Raw genomic sequence first — 18136 nt, forward strand, 5'->3', positions numbered from 1 at the left:
CGCTTCCGCCGGCACTTGTCAGACGACGATGATTTTCAACCGCTCGGCGATGAGCGCGGCAAGCCGTGCCGCTACCTCGTCCTTGGTCATTTCAGGCCATTCCTCGACGCCGGCCTTCGACACGATCCGCACCCGGTTGCGATCACCCCCCATCACGCCTGAAGGACCGATGCCGCTTTGGTGCGACACATCGTTGGCGACGATGAGATCGGCCCCTTTCTTCGTGAGCTTGGCCTCGGCGTTGCGCAAGAGATCCTGCGTCTCGGCGGCAAAGCCGACGACCAGGCCTGGTCGCTGCTTGTGATGGCCGACACCCGCCAGGATGTCGGGGTTTTCGACCATGCGCAGCACCGGCGGGCCTTCGCCCGCGACCTTCTTGATCTTCTCACCGGCTGAATTCTCGGTCCGCCAGTCGGCAACGGCGGCGACGAACACCGCGGCGTCGGCGGGCAGAAGCTGTTCCACCGCGTCGCGCATCTCCTGCGCCCGTTCGACATGGAGGGTCTTCACTCCGGCCGGATCGGCGATGGTGACGGGACCGGAGACGAGGCGCACATCGGCGCCGAGCCTTGCCAATGCCGCGGCGATGGCGTGGCCCTGCTTGCCGGACGAGCGGTTCGCGATATAGCGCACCGGGTCGATCGGCTCGTGCGTCGGGCCTGACGTGACGATGATCTTGCGCCCCGCCAGTGGCCTGGGGCCGGCATCGAGCAGCGCCTCGACCGCGGCGACGATCTCAAGCGGTTCGGCCATGCGGCCTTCGCCGGCCTCATTGCTCTCAGCCATCTCACCCTTGGCGGGGCCCACGAAGGTGATGCCGTCCTTGCCCAAGCTCGCGCGGTTGCGGCGGGTGGCGGGATGCGACCACATCCTGGGGTTCATCGCCGGGGCCATCAGCACCGGCTTGTCGGTGGCGATGAGCACGGTCGAGGCCAGATCGCTGGCATGGCCATTGGCGAGCTTGGCCATCAGGTCGGCAGTGGCGGGCGCCACCACCAGGAGGTCCGCCTCGCGTGACAGCCTGATGTGGCCGACATCGTGCTCATCATTGCGGTCGAACAGGTCGATGAAGACATGGTCGGCGGAGAGCGCACCGACCGAAAGTGTGGTGACGAACTCCTGCGCCGCCGATGTCATGACGACGCGCACCGCCGCGCCGCGCTCGCGCAGCCGGCGAATGAGATCGAGCGCCTTGTAAGCGGCGATGCCGCCGCCGATTATAAGCAGGATGCGCTTGTTGGAAAGCGTGCCTCGCGGCAAGCTCTTGCCTGCTAATGCTGACGCCGGGGTCGGGGTGCCTTGCGAAGTGGCCAGTTTGTGCAGCGCTTTCTCGATCTGGTCGAGACGGCCAACAGGGCCGACCTGGCCGTCGACGGCGGCCCGGATCATCACCCGCGCCTGTTCTTCCATGGAGCGATCGTTTTCCGCCGCCAGGCGGCGCAGCAACTCCTTGACCTCATCGTCCAGGTTGCGGATCGTGATGCTGGCCATGTGATTGCACTCTACTCATCTTGCTTGATAGCGATGATAGCAACGCAATCAAATTGCTGCAAGCTACGGCGAACACGGCCCTAATGAAGCTTCCAGGCAATGTAGACCAGCGTCAGCGCGATCACCCACAATGCGACACGGCCGGAACGGCTGTAGCGCGCTTCGGCCTTGCCTATGGCGCGGGCAGTCGCCTCATCGAAGCGCAGGCCGTGCTCGGCCATCAGGTCGATCTCTCGCGACAACCGTTCCGTACGGGCCGCGAGTTCCGGCGCCTGGCGGATCAGCGCCAGCATCGCCTTGCCGCCGTCGCGCGCGTCGGCCAGCAGGCCGCGTGGCCCAAGGTTCCCGGCTATCCAGCCGCCGACCACCGGTTCGGCGGTCTTCCACATGTTGAAAGCCGGATCGAGCGTGCGCGCCACGCCCTCGACAACCACCATGGTCTTCTGCAGCAGGATCAATTCCGGCCGTGTCGCCATGTCGAAGAGTTCGGTCACCTCGAACAGCAGCGTCAGAAGCTTGGCCATCGAAATGGTTTCGGCGGGTTGGCCATGGATCGGCTCGCCGATGGCGCGGATCGCCTGCGCGAAGGCAGAGACATTGTGCTGGCGCGGCACATAGCCGGCCTCGAAATGCACCTCGGCGACGCGCAGATAGTCGCGTGTGATGAAGCCGTAGAGGATTTCCGCGAGGAAGCGGCGCTCCTTCTTGCCAAGGCGTCCGGCAATGCCGAGATCGACGGCAACGATGGTGCCGTTCGCCTCGACGAACAGATTGCCCGGATGCATGTCGGCGTGGAAGAAGCCGTCGCGCAGCGTATGGCGCAGGAAGGACTGGATGAGGTTGGTGGCGATTGCCTTCAGGTCATGGCCGGCGCTTTGCAGGCCGGCGATGTCGTTCATCTTGACGCCGTCGACCCATTCCATGGTCAGCACGTCGCGGCCGGTGCGTTCCCAGTCCACCGAAGGGACGCGAAAGCCAGGGTCTTCCCTGGTGCTTTGGCCAAGTTCCGAGAGCGCGGCCGCCTCGAGGCGCAGGTCCATCTCGATCCTGGTGGTCTGCGCCAGCGTCTCGGTCACCTCGACCGGCCTCAGCCGGCGCGACGACGGTATGTATTTCTCCTGCAGGCGGGCGGCGAGGAAATAGCTTTCGAGGTCCTGGAAGAAGCGGCGGCGCACGCCCGGCCGGATGACCTTGACCGCTACCTTCCTGGCGACGCCACCATCGACGGTTTCAGCGGCATGGACCTGGGCGATGGAAGCCGCGGCGACCGGGTCGCCGAACTGCTTGTAAAGATCGCCGAGTTTGCGCCCGAGCGAGGCTTCGACGGCGGCCACCGCTTCGGCCGTCGGGAAGGTGTGCATCTTGTCCTGCAGCATGGCGAGATCGAGCGCCATGTCGTTGCCGACGACATCGGGCCGCGTTGCCAGGAACTGACCAAGCTTGACGTAGGATGGGCCGAGCCGGACCACCGCCTTGGCCAGCCGATCGCTGCGCTCATAGGCGAGCGCGCGGCGGCGGGTGAACAGCCGCGCCAGCCGCCAGCCGAATTTCGGCAGGCCGGATAGTTCCTCGCCGGGCAAGGCGGCAACGACGCCCTCGCGCACCAGCACCCAACCGGCCCGTACGAGCCGGAACGCCGCGCTGACGGTGCTCATGGCCACGTCCGCCCTACCGGTTCATCGAACTGGCGCAAGGCTCGTCGCGTGAGGAAGATCGGCGACGGCTTCAAAGCTTCCAGCCCGAATGCAGGGCCGCTATGCCGCCGGAATAGTTGCGGAAGGAGACGCGGTCGAAGCCGGCCCGAGAAATCATCGCCGCGAAGTTTTGCTGATTGGGGAATTTTGCGATCGATTCGACCAGATAGGAATAGGGCTCGCCGTCCCCGGTGACCAACTTGCCGATCCTGGGGATGGCATTGAACGACCAGGCTTCGTAGACCTTGTCGAGCAGCGGCATCTCGACCTCGGAGAACTCCAGGCACAGGAGACGGCCGCCGGGCTTCAGCACGCGGAACGCCTCGCCCAGGGCCACGTCGATATGCGGGACATTGCGAATGCCGAATGCGATGGTGTAGGCGTCGAAACTGGCGTCGGGGAAGGGCAGTTCCTCGGCGTTGGCCTCGACGAAATCTGTGTTGCCGGACAATCCCTTCTTTTCGGCCCTGTCGCACCCGACGGCGAGCATCGAGCCATTGATGTCGAGCACGGTGGCATGGGCATGGCCATGGCTCGCATCGACGATGCGAAAGGCGATGTCGCCGGTACCGCCGGCAACATCGAGCACGCGCCAGCCCGCGCGCTTGGGCGGATTGAGCCAGGCGACCATGGCATCCTTCCACAGCCGGTGCAGGCCAGCAGACATCAAATCGTTCATCAGGTCGTAGCGGTCAGCGACCTTGTGGAAAACATCGTTGACCAGGGATTGCTTCTCGCCTTCCCCTACACGCTTGAAACCATAGGAGGTTTCCATGCCGCCGGCGGCCGTGGTTCTCTCAACTGACATTTTTTTGATCCGTCATAAAACCGGCGGGACCATAGCCGATCGATGATGCGGGCGCTATTGTTTAAGGCGCGGTGTTCAGCCGCGCTTCCAGGTGGTGGGTTTCAAGACCTGGACTGACCGACGGGATGTTTGAATGCCTCTGAAAGCGGAACTGCACTGCCACATCGAAGGGGCAGCGGCGCCCGATCTCGTCATCCGCCAGGCGCAGAAATACGGCAAGGACACCTCGCCTTATATCCAGAACGGTTCCTTCGTCTGGCACGATTTCACCTCCTTTCTCGCGGCCTATGACTTCTCCGCCGACCTGTTCCGGACCGAGGAGGATTATGCGCGGCTGGCCGACCACTATCTGACCAGTCTGGCCCGCGATGGCGCCATCTACTCCGAGGTATTCACCTCGCCGGACCACGCGGCGAAAGCCGGGCTGTCACCCAAGGCCTACACCGATGCGCTCGGCGAAGGCATGCTGCGCGCCAAGGCAAAAACCGGCATCGAGGGGCGCATGATCGTCACCGGCGTGCGCCATGTCGGTGTCGAGTCGATCGAGCGTGCGGCACGCTTCGCGGCGCGTTGCGGCCATCCGCTGGTCACCGGGTTCGGCGTCGCCGGCGATGAGCGCATGGGCGAGATGGAGGACTATGTCAGGGCTTTCGAGATCGCGCGCGAGGCCGGGCTCGGCATCACCGTCCATGCCGGCGAACTGACGGGCTGGGAAACCGTCCAGGCGGCACTCGACCATATCCGCCCGTCGCGCATCGGCCATGGCGTGCGCGCCATCGAAAACCCTGACCTTGTCCGGCGCATCGCCGACCAGGGTGTCGTGCTGGAATGCTGCCCCGGCTCCAATATCGCGCTCAAGGTGTTCGACAGTTTCGCCGACCATCCCTTTCCCGCCCTGCAGGCGGCCGGCTGCAAGGTGACGCTCAACTCCGACGACCCGCCCTATTTCTGGACCTCGCTGAAGCACGAATACGATATCGCCGCCGAACATTTCTCGATGAGCGAAAAGGCGCTTGCCGCTGTCACCAGAACAGCCATCGAAGCCGCCTTCGTCGACAGGAAGACCAAGACAGCGCTGCTCGGTCGGTTGGACGCGAAAGTTCGGTGAACAGTCAGTAGTCGGTAGTGACGGTGCACGCATCGAGCGGTTGAAGGCCGGCGCTTTCACTGACGCAGGGACTCGCAAATCGGCTCACTATTCACTACTCACTGTTCACCACTCACTATTCCGTCGGAGCACATCATGAAGGGCGTCACCGTCGTCGATCATCCGCTTGTCCAGCACAAGCTGACCATCATGCGCAAGAAGGAGACCTCGACGGCCGGCTTCCGGCGGTTGCTGCGTGAGATATCGCTGCTGCTCGGCTATGAGGTCACCCGCAATCTCGAACTGACGACGACAACGATCGAAACGCCTATGGAGACGATGGAGGCTCCGACGCTGGAGGGCAAGAAGCTGGTCTTCGCCTCGGTGCTGCGCGCCGGCAACGGCCTGCTCGAAGGTTTGCTCGACCTGGTGCCGGCGGCCCGCGTCGCCCATGTCGGCCTCTACCGCGATCATGAAACGCTGGAGGCCGTCGAGTATTTCTTCAAGGCGCCGAGCGACCTCGCCGACCGGCTGGTCATCGTCGTCGACCCGATGCTGGCGACAGCCAATTCGGCGATCGCGGCGATCGACAAGTTGAAAGAGCGCGGCGCCACCAACATCCGCTTCCTGTGCCTGCTGGCGGCGCCCGAAGGCATCGAGCGCTTTACCAAGGCGCATCCGGATGTTCCGGTCTTCACCGCGTCCATCGACCGCCAGCTCAACGAGAAGGGCTACATCATGCCCGGCCTTGGCGATGCCGGCGACCGCATGTACGGGACGAAGTAATACCCGAGCAATGTGCTTGGTATTTTTTACCAGGCGTTTACGCAAAGACGTGGTTCCGGCGCGCGTCAAAGCGGCAAACACCATCCGGCGCTAATGATCAGCTCTTCACAAAGGCCGATCCATGCTGCGCAAGCTTCTCATTCTCAGCGTCTTTGCCGGTGCGTCGGCATCGATCCCGGTCGTCTACCAGTCGAATCCGCGAATATTCGAAAACCTGCTGAAATCGGCGGTGACGGCCAAGCCAGCGGCCGAGACGCAACCGGATGTCAGCCTGGCCTCCGTTCCCGACAAGCCGGTAGCGCCGCTGCCGACCGGCCGGAAGGTCGTGGTCGCGGCGGACGGGCGCGGACACTTCTCGTCGACCTTCAGGCTCAACGGCCGTCAAGTCGACGGCATGATCGACACCGGTGCGACGCTGGTCGCGGTCAATATGTCGACGGCACGCCGGATCGGACTGTCGCTCAATCCCTCCGATTTCAGCCACGAAGTCAACACCGCCAACGGCACCATCAAGGCAGCCGTGGTGACGATTGATCGCTTGCAGATCGGCAGCATCAGCGTCGAGGGTGTGCAGGCGATCGTACTCGACGACAGGGCACTGCGCACCAACCTGATCGGCATGAGCTTTCTCAACAGACTCGGCAAATACCAGGCCGAAAACGGCACATTGCTGCTGGTTCAGTAGGTCCACTCAGCCACGCGGCAGAATCCGCCGGATGACCGACTTGTCGGCGGCCGGCTTCGAAGCACCGATCGCATACGCTGAAAGCACGGTCGCGGCTGCCGTCTCGGCATCTAACGGTGAGCGGGCGTGGATCAGAGCCAGCGCATCTCCGGCGTGTACTTCCGCGCCTATGGGCAGCAGCCTGGTGATGCCGACCGAGGGGTCGATCCTGTCCTCGGGCCGGGTGCGCCCGCCGCCCAGGCCGACGACCGCGAGACCGATGTCGCGGGTGGCGATGCCAGTGACGAACCCCTCCGACGTCGCCTTCACCGCGATTTCCGTTGCTGCTTCCGACAGATATTTCTCTGGCTTCTCGATGAAATCGGCGGGGCCGCCAAGCACCGTCACCATGCGCGCGAAGGTGGCGGCGGCGCGGCCGCTGGCGAGCGTCTCGGTGGCGCGGCGCATGCCGTCCTGGTTCGACGACACCAGTCCCGCCGACTGCAGCATTTCGGCGGCCAGCGCCAGCGTCACGTCCTCCAGCCGCCGGTCGCGCAGGCGGCCGGTCAGGAAATCGACGGCATTGCGCACCTCGACGGCATTGCCGGCGGCGGAGGCAAGCGGTTCGTTCATGCCGGTGATCAGTGCCGAGACTTTCAGTCCGGCGCCGCTGGCGACCTCGACGAGGCTGTTGGCAAGCGCGGTCGCATCCCGGGATTTCTCCATGAAGGCGCCATTGCCGACCTTGACGTCGAGCACCAGCGATTGCAGGCCCGCCGCGAGCTTCTTCGACAGGATCGATGCGGTGATCAGCGGCACGGACTCCACGGTTCCTGTCACGTCGCGGATGGCGTAGAGCCGGCGATCGGCAGGTGCCAGGTCGGCGGTCTGGCCGATGATGGCGCAGCCGGTTTCCAGCACGGCTTTGCGGAACAGCGTGATGTCGGGTTGGCTGATATAGCCGGGAATGGCATCCATCTTGTCCAGCGTGCCGCCGGTATGGCCGAGGCCACGGCCCGAGATCATCGGCACATAGGCACCGCAGGCGGCAACGATCGGCGCCAGCATCAGCGAGACATTGTCGCCGACACCGCCCGTCGAATGCTTGTCGGTGACAGGGCCTGGCAAATCCGACCAGTCGAGCACGTCGCCGGAATCGCGCATGGCCAGCGTCATCGCCACCGCCTCGTCGCGGTTCATGCCGTTGAAGAACACCGCCATGGCAAAGGCCGCGACCTGGCCGTCGGTGACGGTACCGGACGTCACGCCGTCGATGAAGGCGGCGATCTCGTGAGGCGCCAGCCTGTGGCCGTCGCGCTTGTGACGGATGATTTCCTGTGGAAGCATCAGCTCTCCAGCAGCCCGTCACGGAACACGCGCTGCAGCACCGTTGCCAGCCGCGATCCGCCAACCGGCGCCATGTCCTTGGTTTCCTGGTGCGAAAGCTCGGCTCCGGTCATGCCGGCGGCCAAATTGGTGATGACCGAACAGGCGGCGACGCGAAGGCCGAGGAAACGCGCGAGAATGACTTCCGGCACGGTCGACATGCCGACGGCGTTGGCGCCCATGATGCGCGCCATGCGGATTTCGGCCGGCGTCTCGAAGCAGGGGCCCGAGAACCACATGTAGACGCCCTTGTGAAGCGCAGTGCCGGTCGCCTTCGCCGCGCCTTCGATCGCGTCGCGAATGCCGGCATCATAAGCTTCGGTGAGGCCGACGAAACGGCGGTCGCTGGGCTCGCCGATCAGCGGGTTGGTGCCGGAGAAGTTGATATGATCGGTGAGCAGCATCACCGAACCCGGCGGCATATCCGGATCGACCGAGCCGGCCGCGTTGGTGAGGATCAGTTTCGTGATGCCGATGCCGGCGAGCACTTCCAGTACCGGACGCATCGCCGCGGCATTCCCATGCTCATAGTAGTGGGCGCGGCCGGACAGCATGAGCACCGGAACGCCGGCAAACAGCCCGGCGACCACTTGGCCGGCGTGGCCGCTGACACCGCTCCTGGGAAAGCCGGGCAGGTCGGCATAGGAGACGCGGATCGGATTCTCGATCCGGTCGACCAAGCCGCCCAGGCCCGAACCCAGCACAAGCGCGGTCGACGGCGCCAGGCCGTCCAGCCTTTCGATAAGGTGGTCGACCGTTTTTTGCGTCATATCAGCCAGCTCTTCATTTCAGAATGTCGCCGCGGAAGCCGTAGGGCAGCATGTCGCTCATGGTCACGGTTTCGGCCACGCCGGTGTTGTCGCAGAGATAGAGCTTCGTTTCCGGGCGGCAGAATTCGGCCAGTCGCTGGCGGCAGCCGCCGCAAGGCGAGCATTTGGCCATGCGTTCGGCAAGGACGGCGATTTCAACGATCTTGCCGCCGCCGCCCATGATATAATGGCCAAGCGCGGTGGTCTCGGCGCACCAGCCTTCCGGATAGGAGGCGACCTCGATGTTGGCGCCGGTGAAGACGCGTCCGTCCTCGGTGCGTATGGCGGCACCCACCGGGAACTTGGAATAAGGCGCATAAGCCTTGGCCATGGCAGCCTTGGCCGCTTCGAACAGATCATGCGACATTCAGGTGTTCTCTCCGATGATCATGTCCAAAACCCGGCGCTTCGTCTGCGCCGAACTGTCGACCGTTAGCGTTCCTTGACATAGGGCACGCCGCCGGCGCGCGGCGGGATGGCCTTGCCGATGAAGCCGGCAAGCAGGATGACGGTGAGGATATAGGGCAGGGCCTGCATGAACTGCACCGACACCTTGCCGACAATGGGCAGCGGCGTTCCCTGCAGGCGGATCGACGCCGCGTCGAGGAAGCCGAACAGCAGACAGGCGAACATGGCGTTGACCGGCTTCCATTTGGCGAAGATCAGCGCGGCCAGCGCGATGTAGCCCTTGCCCGCGGTCATGTCCTTCACGAAGCCGCCATTCTGCACCATAGAAAGATAGGCGCCTGCAAATCCGGTCAGGATGCCCGTGCAGATCAGCGCGCGATAGCGCAGCCAGGCGACCGAGATGCCGGCGGTGTCGACCGCGGCCGGATTCTCGCCGACCGCGCGCAGCCTGAGGCCAAAACGCGTGCGAAACAGCACCCACCAGGTGAACGGCACCATCGCAAAGGCGAAATAGACGAGGATCGAATGGCCGGAGATCAGTTCGGCATAGATCGGACCGATGATCGGCACGCCCCTGATTGCATCGGCGCCGGGCCAGATGATCGCCTCGAATCGTTCGCCCGGTTGCAGCGCCGGCGTGCGGCCACCCTGCTGGAACCATGCCTGGCCGAGAATGATGGTCGATCCGGCGGCGACGAAGTTGATCGCAACGCCCGAAACGATCTGGTTGCCGCGATGGGTGATCGAGGCAAAGCCGTGCACCAAAGCGAAGGCGACAGAGATCAGGATCGCCATGCCGAGACCGATAAGCGCCGAATGGAACACGGAGGCAGCGGCAGCACCCGCGAAGGCGCCGACCAGCATCTTGCCTTCGAGGCCGATGTCGAAAATGCCGGCCCGCTCCGAATAGAGGCCGGCGAGGCAGGCAAGCAGCAGCGGCACCGACAGGCGGATGGTAGAGTCCAGCACCTGGATGATCGCGTTGAAGATATCCATCTCAGGCGCCCTTCCCGTTGACAGCCTGCATGCCCACCGATTTCGGGCTGAACGAGGCGAACAGAGCCTGGATATAGGGCCTGAACATATGCTCCAGCGCGCCGGCGAAGAGGATGACCAACCCTTGAATGATGACGATCATGTCGCGGCTGATTGCCGGCATCTCGAAGGCGAGTTCGGCGCCGCCCTGGTAAAGCATGCCGAACAGGATCGCCGCCAGCACGATGCCGACCGGATGCAGGCGGCCCATCAGCGCCACGGCGATGCCGACGAAACCGGCGCCCGAAACGAAGTCGATCGCGACATTGTGCTGGTCGCCCATCACAGGGTTGAGCGCCATCATGCCGGCCAGCGCGCCCGAGATCATCATCGCTGTGATGATGATGCGGGTTTCCGAAATACCGGCATAGCGGGCCGCCTTCGGGCTGTGGCCATAGGTGCGCATCTCATAGCCGAGCTTGGTGCGCCAGATCAGCAGCCAGACCAGGAAAGCCATCACCAGCGCCAGCAGGAAACAGATGTTGAGCGGGGCCGAGCGGATCTTGGCGCCGAACAATTCGATGATCCAGTTCAGTTTCGGCAGCTCCGCACCGGCGAGGAAGTTGCGCGTCTGCGGCGCCTGCGACCCTGCCGGCTTCAGCGGACCGACCAGCAGGTAGACCATGATCGAGGCGGCGATGAAGTTGAACATGATTGTCGTGATGACGATGTGCGAGCCGCGCTTGGCCTGCAGGTAGGCGGGGATCAACGCCCACAATGCGCCCACGAGCGCCGAAGCGACGATTGCCAGCGGAAATGTCAGCCACCAGGGCAGTGTGCTGTCGAAGGAAAGGCAGACGATGGCGATGCCGAGGCCAGCGATGTAGGCCTGTCCCTCGGTACCGATGTTGAACAGGCCGCAATGCGCCGCCACCGCCACCGAAAGCCCGGTGAATATGAAGGTCGTGGCGTAGAAGAGGGTGAAAGCGATGCCGGTGCCCTTGCCGAAGGCGCCTTCGACCAGGATGACGGCGGCACGGAAGGGGTTTTCGCCGACGAGCATGACGACGAAGCCAGCGACGATGAAGGCGACCGACAGGTTGATCAGCGGGATCAGCCCGTAGTCGGCCCAGGCCGGCAATTTGGCGTAAGGCGTGCTCATTGCGCCGCCTCCCGATGCTCGACACCGGCCATCAGCAGGCCAAGCTCGCCTTCGGTCGCGTCGGGGCCGCGCTCGCCGACGACCCGGCCGGCAAACATCACCAGGATGCGGTCGGAGAGCGAGCGGATCTCGTCTAGCTCGACCGAGACCACCAGCACCGCCTTGCCCTGGTCGCGCATGGCGATCAGGCGCTTGTGGATGAACTCGATGGCGCCGACGTCGACGCCCCGCGTCGGCTGGCCGACGATCAGCACGCCGGGGTCCTGCTCGATTTCACGCGCGAGCACGATCTTCTGCTGGTTGCCGCCGGAAAAATTGGCCGTCTTCAGGCGCGGATTGCCGGGACGAATGTCGTATTTCTCGATCTTGTCCCTGGCATCGGCCATGATGGCATCGATGTTGAGAAACGGTCCCCTGAGGTAACGGGGATCGTCGTGGTAGCCGAGGATGGAATTCTCGTTCTCCTCGAAGGCCAGCACCAGCCCGACATGGTGGCGGTCTTCCGGTACGTGGGCGAGGCCACGGTCGCGCAATTCGCCGGGATCGGCCTTGCCGGTGAGATCGATCGGCTTGCCGTCGAGCGTCACGGAACCGGAAACGGCGTGCCTGATGCCGGAAATCGCCTCAAGCAACTCGGATTGCCCGTTGCCGGCAACGCCGGCGATGCCGACGATCTCGCCGGCGCGCAAATCGAAGGAGACGTCGTCGACCATGGTGACGCCACGGGAATCCCTGACCGTCAGGTTCTTGACCGCGAGCTTGACGGCACCGGCCTCGGCTTCGCCCTTTTCGACCCTCAAGAGGACACGCCGCCCGACCATCAGTTCGGCCAGTTCCTCGACGGTGGTTTTCCTGGTCTCCCGGGTCGCCACCATCGTGCCCTGACGCATCACCGACACGGTGTCGGTGATGGCCATGATCTCGCGCAGCTTGTGGGTGATCAGCACCACCGTCTTTCCCTGTTCCTTCAACTGCCTGAGGATGCGGAACAGGTGGTCGGCCTCGGCCGGCGTCAAAACGCCCGTCGGCTCGTCGAGGATCAGGATTTCGGCGCCGCGATAAAGCGCCTTCAGGATTTCCACACGCTGCTGCAGGCCGACCGGCAGTTCTTCGATGATCGCATCGGGATCGACGTCCAGCCCGTATTCGCGCTCCAGCCGGTCAAGCTCGGAGCGCGCCTTGGCGATGCTGCTCTTCAGAAGCGCATCGGTTTCGGCGCCGAGGATGATGTTCTCCAGCACCGAGAAATTGTCGACCAGCATGAAATGCTGGTGCACCATGCCGATGCCGAGCGCGATCGCGTCGTTGGGTGTCTTGATCGATGCCGGCTTGCCGCCGACGCGGATCTCGCCGCTGTCGGCCTGGTAGAAACCGTAGAGGATCGACATCAGCGTCGACTTGCCGGCGCCGTTCTCGCCGACGATGCCGTGGATGGTGCCGCGCGCGATCTCCAGATTGATGTCGCGGTTGGCGCGCACCGCGCCGAAACTCTTGTTGATGCCGATCAGTTCGATTGCGGCTTGCGCCATGCAGCCTGTCCCACTCTTATTTTTTTATCGCTTGGTCAAAACGCCTAGCATGGCGCTCCGCCCATGCCAATTGTCCGGAGCAGCATCCACTCTCGACAAATCCCCGCGCGCTTGTCAATTTCGAACGTGGCCGAAGCTCTCACATTCGCTACTATGGCGAGGTCGATTTGACGTTGCGGCGCAAGGTGTCGCGGTACAAACTGGGGACTTTGCATGATCATGCCCGCCGACCGGCTGACGACGCTGGAAATCCGCGCAGCGGAGCAGGAGAAGACCATCGAGGAACTGTCGGGCCAGATCGCCGAGCAGTGGAAGGTGATCGACCGCATGCAGCGCAAGCTTGATGCGCTGACAGACCGCTTCCTCGCGCTTGAAGAGCAGGCGGCACCGGATGTGCCGGTGACCAAGCCGCCACACTGGTGAGGAGAGGGGGAGGGCACGGATCATGGCCGGTGAGAGCGATCGTATCGCAAGGGCCGGCGACTATGTGCTGGGCCTGATGAACGATGCCGAGCGCGAGCGGGCCGAGCGCGATCTCGAGATCGACCCTGCGTTCCGCGACGCGGTGGTGCAGCTGGCCGAGCGCATGCATGTCTTCGATCGCGCCGAAAAACCAGCCGGCGTCAATCATTGGGAACTGGTTACGCAGCGACTCGCCGAATTGCCGCAGATGCGAGGCGTTGGCTTGGGCGGCAACGATGCCAAGTCGCCGACAGTGATCCGAAGCCTGTCCCGACAGCCGTACGGCGTTGGCGTGCATTCGCTCGGCGGTAGGCGTGGACTTGTCGTCATGGCCGGGCTGATTGCGGCCTTCGCGCTCGGCTATCTCCTGGGCACATTGTGATCGAGCCGGCGCGACATCAGCATCATCGTTTCGCCGTCCTGTTCGCACAGCTCGATCGCGTCCCAGCCGAGCGCCACGTAGAACTCGCGCGCTTGCCAAGTGTAGAGGTAGAGCGTCTCGACGCCGGCTGACGCCGCATGCGCTTCGATCGCCTTGACCAGCGCGGTGCCGGTTCCCTTGCCTCGATGGCCGGCATCGACGACAAGCCCGGCCAGCCACGGTGTCAGATCATGCGCCGGTTCCAGTTCGTGGCGGACCAGCAGGCAGGTGCCTATCGGCACATCGTTCACACGGGCAACCAGAGCCTTTTCGAGGCCGTCGCTGGTCAGCAGGTTGCGGAGCCCTGCCGCATCCTCTTCCAGCGTCCTTCCCGTGCCCTCGAAGAAGGCGGCAATCCGCAGTCGCGCGACGACTTCGATGTCATGCCCGCGGATGGGTTCGATCGTTGGCTGCATTCCTCGCTCCATGCCTGCTTCGTTCGATCGGCAAAAGCAAAACCGCCGGGCTTTCGCCCGGCGGTTGCAGATCATGGCCGTACGGTGCCGCCGATCAATAGGGGCAGGAGTTGTCGGCGGTGTAGTCGTGCACCTTGACAGTACCGGCGATGATGTCGGCCTTGGCTTTTTCGACGGCCGCCTTCATTTCGTCGGTCACCAGTGCCTTGTTGTTGTCGTCCATGGCGTAGTCGACGCCGCCTTCCTTGAGGCCGAGATTCTCGACGCCACCCTTGAAGGTGCCGTTCTTGCCATCCATGAAGGCGGTGTAGACGGCAACGTCGACGCGCTTCAGCATCGAGGTCAGCACCTTGCCGGGCTGCAGGCCGTTCTGGTTGGAATCGACGCCGATGCCGAGCTTGCCGGCATCGGCCGCCGCCTGCAGCACACCGACGCCGGTGCCGCCGGCGGCCGCGTAAACCACGTCGGCGCCCTGGTCGATCTGCGTCTTGGCGATCTCGCCACCCTTGGCCGGATCGTTCCACGCCGCCGGCGTATCGCCAGTCATGTTCTGGATGACGTCGGTCGCGCCAGCGGACTTGGCGCCGCCGACATAGCCGCATTCGAACTTGCGGATCAGCGGGATGTCCATGCCGCCGACGAAGGCAACCTTCTTCGACTTCGACGCCATCGCGGCCATGATGCCGACGAGATAGGAGCCTTCATTCTCCTTGAACACCAGCGAGCGGACATTGGGCAGGTCGACCGCATCGTCGATGATGGCGAAGTTGAGGTCCGGGTATTCGGCCGCGACCTTCTTCAGCGCATCCTCCCAGGCAAAGCCGGCCATGACGATCGGGTTGTGGCCGTCCTCGGCGAAGCGGCGCAGCGCCTGCTCGCGCTGCGAGGCATTGGACACTTCGAACTCGACATAGGCGACGCCGGTCTCGGTCTTGAATTTTTCGGCGCCATGGTAGGCAGCCTCATTGAAGGATTTGTCGAACTTGCCGCCCAGATCATAGAGGATGGCCGGCTGGACATCTGCGGCGAAAGCCGGAAGAACGATTGCGGTTGCGGCCAGAAGGCCGAGAACGATACGTTTCATGTGATCCACACCCTGTCGGTTATTTTTTCCGTTGCACACCGCCTGCTGCCCGGTTCTCCGGCAAGCAAACGACGTTAGCCAGGAGTGTATTGCCCTCCCGCTCCCGGGCAATCTGGCACGGCCCGAAACAAAATTCACGCGGAATTTTGACCTTTTGGAAAAGCGTGCCACGGGCAAGCCACGCCGCGATCCGATCTTGCGCGCAGCTTTCAGCAGCCGGCCGGAATGGTGCGGGAGATGGGTTCAGTTCGCGGCGAACTGTCCCGTGCGCCGCTGCCGCCGATAGCCGATGGCGTACAGCAGCAAGGCCAGCACCGCGAAGACGGCAAAGCCCGGCTGGTTGAGCACCCAGGCGATGACCGTGTCCCACAGCAGCGGACTGGCCTTGGCGCGCACGAAGGTTTCGAAGGCGGCCCGCGTGTCCGGCGAGACGGCCAGCCAACTGGCGTTGAGCGGGGTCAGCACAAGGGCCGAAGCCGCCACCGTGCGCGTCGTGTCGAGCACCGCCATGATGACGGAAACCGACAGCGCGACCATGGCCGCAAGACGAAAGACGAAGCGAAACATCAAGGCTCTCCCCCGGTTCCCCCTGGACGCTGACCAGAAGACCACCGGCACATGTCCGAAACAGAAATAGAATGCGTGCGGTTCAGCTGCAATCGCGATACGCGAATTTAAGGCCCGCGCTTTTCCTGGGCCCTATGCGACCGGCTCGCGCCTGGGGCGGTGAACGAGCCAGACGGCAAGAATGCCTCCGGCAATGGCGCCGACCACCAGCCCGGCCAATCCGATGAAGGCGGCAAAGTAGCCGCAGCCGCCCTCGAAGCAACTGACCTCGGCGACATCGGCGATCACCGAGCCAGCCAGGAAGCCGCCAACCGCGCCAATGATCGCGCCCAGGACGATGCCGAGCAAGGCAGCCACGATGGAAACGAAGACCGACGGCGCTTCGATCCGCGATCTGGCATAGACGCCCTCGGCGCCGGCCCCACGGCGCAGCAGATAGATGCAGAGCAGGCCGATGGCGATTTCGGCGCCGCCGATAAGCAGGCTCCTGGCGGAAAAGACGAAATCGGGCACGGCGAGCACATAGGCCTGCCTCGCCAGCACCCAGGCGATGGTCGCCACCTGCCAGATGATGAACTGGCGCGGGAAGCGCGCCGAGCGGCCAAAGGCAAGGCCGAGCAAATAAAGCCCCCACAGGATGGTGATGATGTCGACGGCAAGCCCGCCAAGGAGGAAATAGAAGATCCTGTCCGGCAGGCCGGAATTGCCGGTCAGCCACCAGGCCGAGGCCAGGCCGTAAACCGACCACGCCATGACGAAGATGAGCCAGCCCACCGGCACGTAGGACAGCCCGCTGTCCGGGCGCCCGGTTGGCGCCTGCCCCGGCATCCCGCCGCCCGGTTGTTCACTGCCTGATGTCATGCCCGGACGATGCCCCCCCGCAAAGCCTCCGTTTCACTCGACAGGTGGCCCGCGACGAAGTCAAGCGCGGCCGGCCTTGCCGGCCCGCCTGTGCACATCATTTGGGGCGTCGGCACCTTGAAACGGATGACGCCGCGCCCTCGCGAAGCGCTGTATGGCCGGCAAAGCGAATAGACTGTCGTTATGGCTTGGCATTCGGCGCGGGATCGACTAGATGAGCCCCGCGCCTGTTGCTTTGACGGCTCAGGTGCCGGGGAGAGGTGTCCGCTGGTTGGCGGCACCCATAGCGCGGAAATCGCTACTCCTCCCTGAAGGGACTGCATTGTCCCCAACCCGCGCGGCGAAACCGGCCGTCGCGAAAAATGCAAGGACGGAGAGGTGGCCGAGTGGTTGAAGGCGCACGCCTGGAAAGTGTGTTTACGGGAGACCGTAACGCGGGTTCGAATCCCGCTCTCTCCGCCAGTTTCCCTTTTCGCCGGGCGCTTCTGGGTGCAGTCTAGCATACTAGCATCTCGACTATCGAACCTTAATCCGTCTTCTCGCCGGTCCGACGGAGTAGCAGCCATGGCCGGTGGATCAGGATGCAAGATTTCCGGCGCACTCAGGCGTGCGTTCCGCAAACGGTCCTGTTTGCTCCGGAACCTCCCGGCTCGCGATGCGTTACCCGGCGTCTCATCATAGATCCCCGCCAGGATTTTCTCCGAGAACCCGCGTCCAATCAGGAGCCCGCTTCATGCATGACAAGCTGTTTCATTCGCCCGTCGCACTGACCGTCGGTCTCGGCTTCAAGCGCGAAATCGCCTCGCTGGCCGAAATGCACGATTTCCTGACCAACTGGACGACCTCCCGACGTGGTCCGCTTTATCGCAATGCCGTCGAGGCGTGCAGCCTGGCCCTGGAAGGCTGCATCACGAGGGACGAGGCGCGCCATGCGCTTGTTGAATTCGCGGAACCCACCGGTATTCTCTGGCCCGAGATCGAGCCGGTCATCGTGGCGCGGGCCGTCGCACGCGGCCATGGCGGCTACGCCGCCTGATCGTTCGAGCTGCCATCGCGATGGCCAGTTCGTACGGCCGCCCCCCCCCGAAAGCCCGGCTTGGCCGAGCCGGGCTTTTCCATTCCATCTTGCGGAGGGTCCGCAGATCAGGCCGCGGTCAATCGCACCAGCTCGACGAGATGACGAGCGATGCCTCGAAGACCTGGCGCCCGCTCTCGTCGCGCACCTTAACGGTAATGGCCGTTCGGTCATTCTCGATCATCTCGTCGCGAATGATGTCGGGCAGGATGAGGATTGCCTCGCGCCGCAGACGCTCGCGCGTGTCGAACACCTGACCATGGTCGTCCACCGTCAGGCCATCGCCATTGTAAAGGTCGAGAAAGTATCTGGGCATGATGCGGCCGGACCCCGAGCTGATGAAATTCCAAAAGAGACTGCTCGACAATTCGCGGGCTAAGCCGTTGTTCCATCAGAGATGATCTTCGTTGGCGAATAAGCGCCTTCTAACAAATGTTAATGCCCGCCAGCG

General features: G+C 63.8%; 20 protein-coding genes and 1 tRNA gene. 7 read left to right on the forward strand and 14 right to left on the reverse strand.

Annotated elements, in window-relative coordinates:
• Positions 1-18: 18 nt before the first annotated feature.
• The 3 genes from coaBC to ubiE form a co-directional block, all read right to left on the reverse strand.
• Positions 19-1491: a bifunctional phosphopantothenoylcysteine decarboxylase/phosphopantothenate--cysteine ligase CoaBC gene (gene coaBC, locus LB557_RS20045; RefSeq protein WP_224641188.1), complete on the reverse strand. Its 1473-nt coding sequence runs from the start codon at positions 1489-1491 to the stop codon at positions 19-21.
• Positions 1492-1571: 80 nt separating this feature from the next.
• Positions 1572-3146: a 2-polyprenylphenol 6-hydroxylase gene (gene ubiB, locus LB557_RS20050; protein WP_224641187.1), complete on the reverse strand. Its 1575-nt coding sequence runs from the start codon at positions 3144-3146 to the stop codon at positions 1572-1574.
• Between the two features lie 70 nt (positions 3147-3216).
• Complete coding sequence (gene ubiE, locus LB557_RS20055) at positions 3217-3993, reverse strand: bifunctional demethylmenaquinone methyltransferase/2-methoxy-6-polyprenyl-1,4-benzoquinol methylase UbiE (protein ID WP_224641186.1); 777 nt, start codon at positions 3991-3993, stop codon at positions 3217-3219.
• Positions 3994-4126: 133 nt separating this feature from the next.
• Between ubiE and LB557_RS20060 the strand changes: the two genes are divergently transcribed.
• The 3 genes from LB557_RS20060 to LB557_RS20070 all read left to right on the forward strand — a co-directional run bounded on the left by LB557_RS20060 (position 4127) and on the right by LB557_RS20070 (position 6551).
• The gene (locus LB557_RS20060) at positions 4127-5101 is read left to right on the forward strand and encodes an adenosine deaminase (RefSeq protein WP_140721207.1); all 975 of its coding nucleotides are present in this window, start codon (positions 4127-4129) and stop codon (positions 5099-5101) included.
• A gap of 135 nt (positions 5102-5236) precedes the next feature.
• A complete protein-coding gene (upp, locus tag LB557_RS20065; RefSeq protein WP_015315749.1) occupies positions 5237-5866 on the forward strand; it encodes a uracil phosphoribosyltransferase in 630 nt (209 codons plus the stop codon).
• A gap of 121 nt (positions 5867-5987) precedes the next feature.
• On the forward strand, positions 5988-6551 hold the full coding sequence (locus LB557_RS20070) for a TIGR02281 family clan AA aspartic protease (protein ID WP_015315750.1): 564 nt from the start codon (positions 5988-5990) through the stop codon (positions 6549-6551).
• 6 nt (positions 6552-6557) lie between these two features.
• On the opposite strand, the gene deoA is transcribed toward LB557_RS20070, so the two are convergent.
• The 6 genes from deoA to LB557_RS20100 form a co-directional block, all read right to left on the reverse strand.
• On the reverse strand, positions 6558-7877 hold the full coding sequence (gene deoA / locus LB557_RS20075; protein ID WP_224641185.1) for a thymidine phosphorylase: 1320 nt from the start codon (positions 7875-7877) through the stop codon (positions 6558-6560).
• A complete protein-coding gene (locus tag LB557_RS20080; protein WP_140713251.1) occupies positions 7877-8686 on the reverse strand; it encodes a purine-nucleoside phosphorylase in 810 nt (269 codons plus the stop codon). The genes deoA and LB557_RS20080 overlap by 1 nt, the downstream gene beginning before the upstream one ends.
• Positions 8687-8699: 13 nt before the next feature.
• On the reverse strand, positions 8700-9092 hold the full coding sequence (cdd, locus tag LB557_RS20085) for a cytidine deaminase (RefSeq protein ID WP_224641184.1): 393 nt from the start codon (positions 9090-9092) through the stop codon (positions 8700-8702).
• Between the two features lie 65 nt (positions 9093-9157).
• Positions 9158-10129: an ABC transporter permease gene (locus tag LB557_RS20090; protein ID WP_015315754.1), complete on the reverse strand. Its 972-nt coding sequence runs from the start codon at positions 10127-10129 to the stop codon at positions 9158-9160.
• Position 10130: 1 nt separating this feature from the next.
• Positions 10131-11270 carry an ABC transporter permease gene (locus LB557_RS20095; protein WP_015315755.1) on the reverse strand — a complete coding sequence of 380 codons (1140 nt, stop codon included), beginning with the start codon at positions 11268-11270 and terminating at the stop codon, positions 10131-10133.
• A complete protein-coding gene (locus tag LB557_RS20100; RefSeq protein WP_140661734.1) occupies positions 11267-12799 on the reverse strand; it encodes an ABC transporter ATP-binding protein in 1533 nt (510 codons plus the stop codon). The genes LB557_RS20095 and LB557_RS20100 overlap by 4 nt, the downstream gene beginning before the upstream one ends.
• Positions 12800-13015: 216 nt before the next feature.
• Between LB557_RS20100 and LB557_RS20105 the strand changes: the two genes are divergently transcribed.
• A complete protein-coding gene (locus LB557_RS20105) occupies positions 13016-13222 on the forward strand; it encodes a SlyX family protein (protein WP_181166420.1) in 207 nt (68 codons plus the stop codon).
• A gap of 22 nt (positions 13223-13244) precedes the next feature.
• The gene (locus LB557_RS20110) at positions 13245-13643 is read left to right on the forward strand and encodes a hypothetical protein (protein WP_015315757.1); all 399 of its coding nucleotides are present in this window, start codon (positions 13245-13247) and stop codon (positions 13641-13643) included.
• Here LB557_RS20110 and LB557_RS20115 read toward each other — a convergent pair.
• The 4 genes from LB557_RS20115 to LB557_RS20130 form a co-directional block, all read right to left on the reverse strand.
• On the reverse strand, positions 13622-14098 hold the full coding sequence (locus LB557_RS20115; RefSeq protein WP_224528850.1) for a GNAT family N-acetyltransferase: 477 nt from the start codon (positions 14096-14098) through the stop codon (positions 13622-13624). The genes LB557_RS20110 and LB557_RS20115 overlap by 22 nt on opposite strands.
• Positions 14099-14192: 94 nt before the next feature.
• Positions 14193-15182 (reverse strand): BMP family protein, encoded by a 990-nt coding sequence (locus LB557_RS20120; protein WP_224641183.1) that lies wholly within the window; start codon positions 15180-15182, stop codon positions 14193-14195.
• 243 nt (positions 15183-15425) lie between these two features.
• A complete protein-coding gene (locus tag LB557_RS20125) occupies positions 15426-15749 on the reverse strand; it encodes a hypothetical protein (protein WP_140661735.1) in 324 nt (107 codons plus the stop codon).
• Between the two features lie 132 nt (positions 15750-15881).
• Positions 15882-16610 carry a DUF2569 domain-containing protein gene (locus LB557_RS20130; protein ID WP_224583232.1) on the reverse strand — a complete coding sequence of 243 codons (729 nt, stop codon included), beginning with the start codon at positions 16608-16610 and terminating at the stop codon, positions 15882-15884.
• A 372-nt stretch (positions 16611-16982) separates the two neighbouring features.
• On the opposite strand from LB557_RS20130, the gene LB557_RS20135 reads away from it, so the two are divergent.
• Positions 16983-17072: transfer RNA gene (locus LB557_RS20135), tRNA-Ser, on the forward strand.
• A 271-nt stretch (positions 17073-17343) separates the two neighbouring features.
• A complete protein-coding gene (locus LB557_RS20140; RefSeq protein WP_224641181.1) occupies positions 17344-17646 on the forward strand; it encodes a DUF982 domain-containing protein in 303 nt (100 codons plus the stop codon).
• 118 nt (positions 17647-17764) lie between these two features.
• On the opposite strand, the gene LB557_RS20145 is transcribed toward LB557_RS20140, so the two are convergent.
• Positions 17765-18001 carry a DUF6894 family protein gene (locus tag LB557_RS20145; RefSeq protein ID WP_224641179.1) on the reverse strand — a complete coding sequence of 79 codons (237 nt, stop codon included), beginning with the start codon at positions 17999-18001 and terminating at the stop codon, positions 17765-17767.
• Positions 18002-18136: the final 135 nt, after the last annotated feature.

It is taken from the genome of Mesorhizobium sp. BR115XR7A (assembly GCF_020165315.1).
In the GTDB taxonomy this organism is placed as follows: Bacteria; Pseudomonadota; Alphaproteobacteria; order Rhizobiales; family Rhizobiaceae; genus Mesorhizobium; species Mesorhizobium australicum.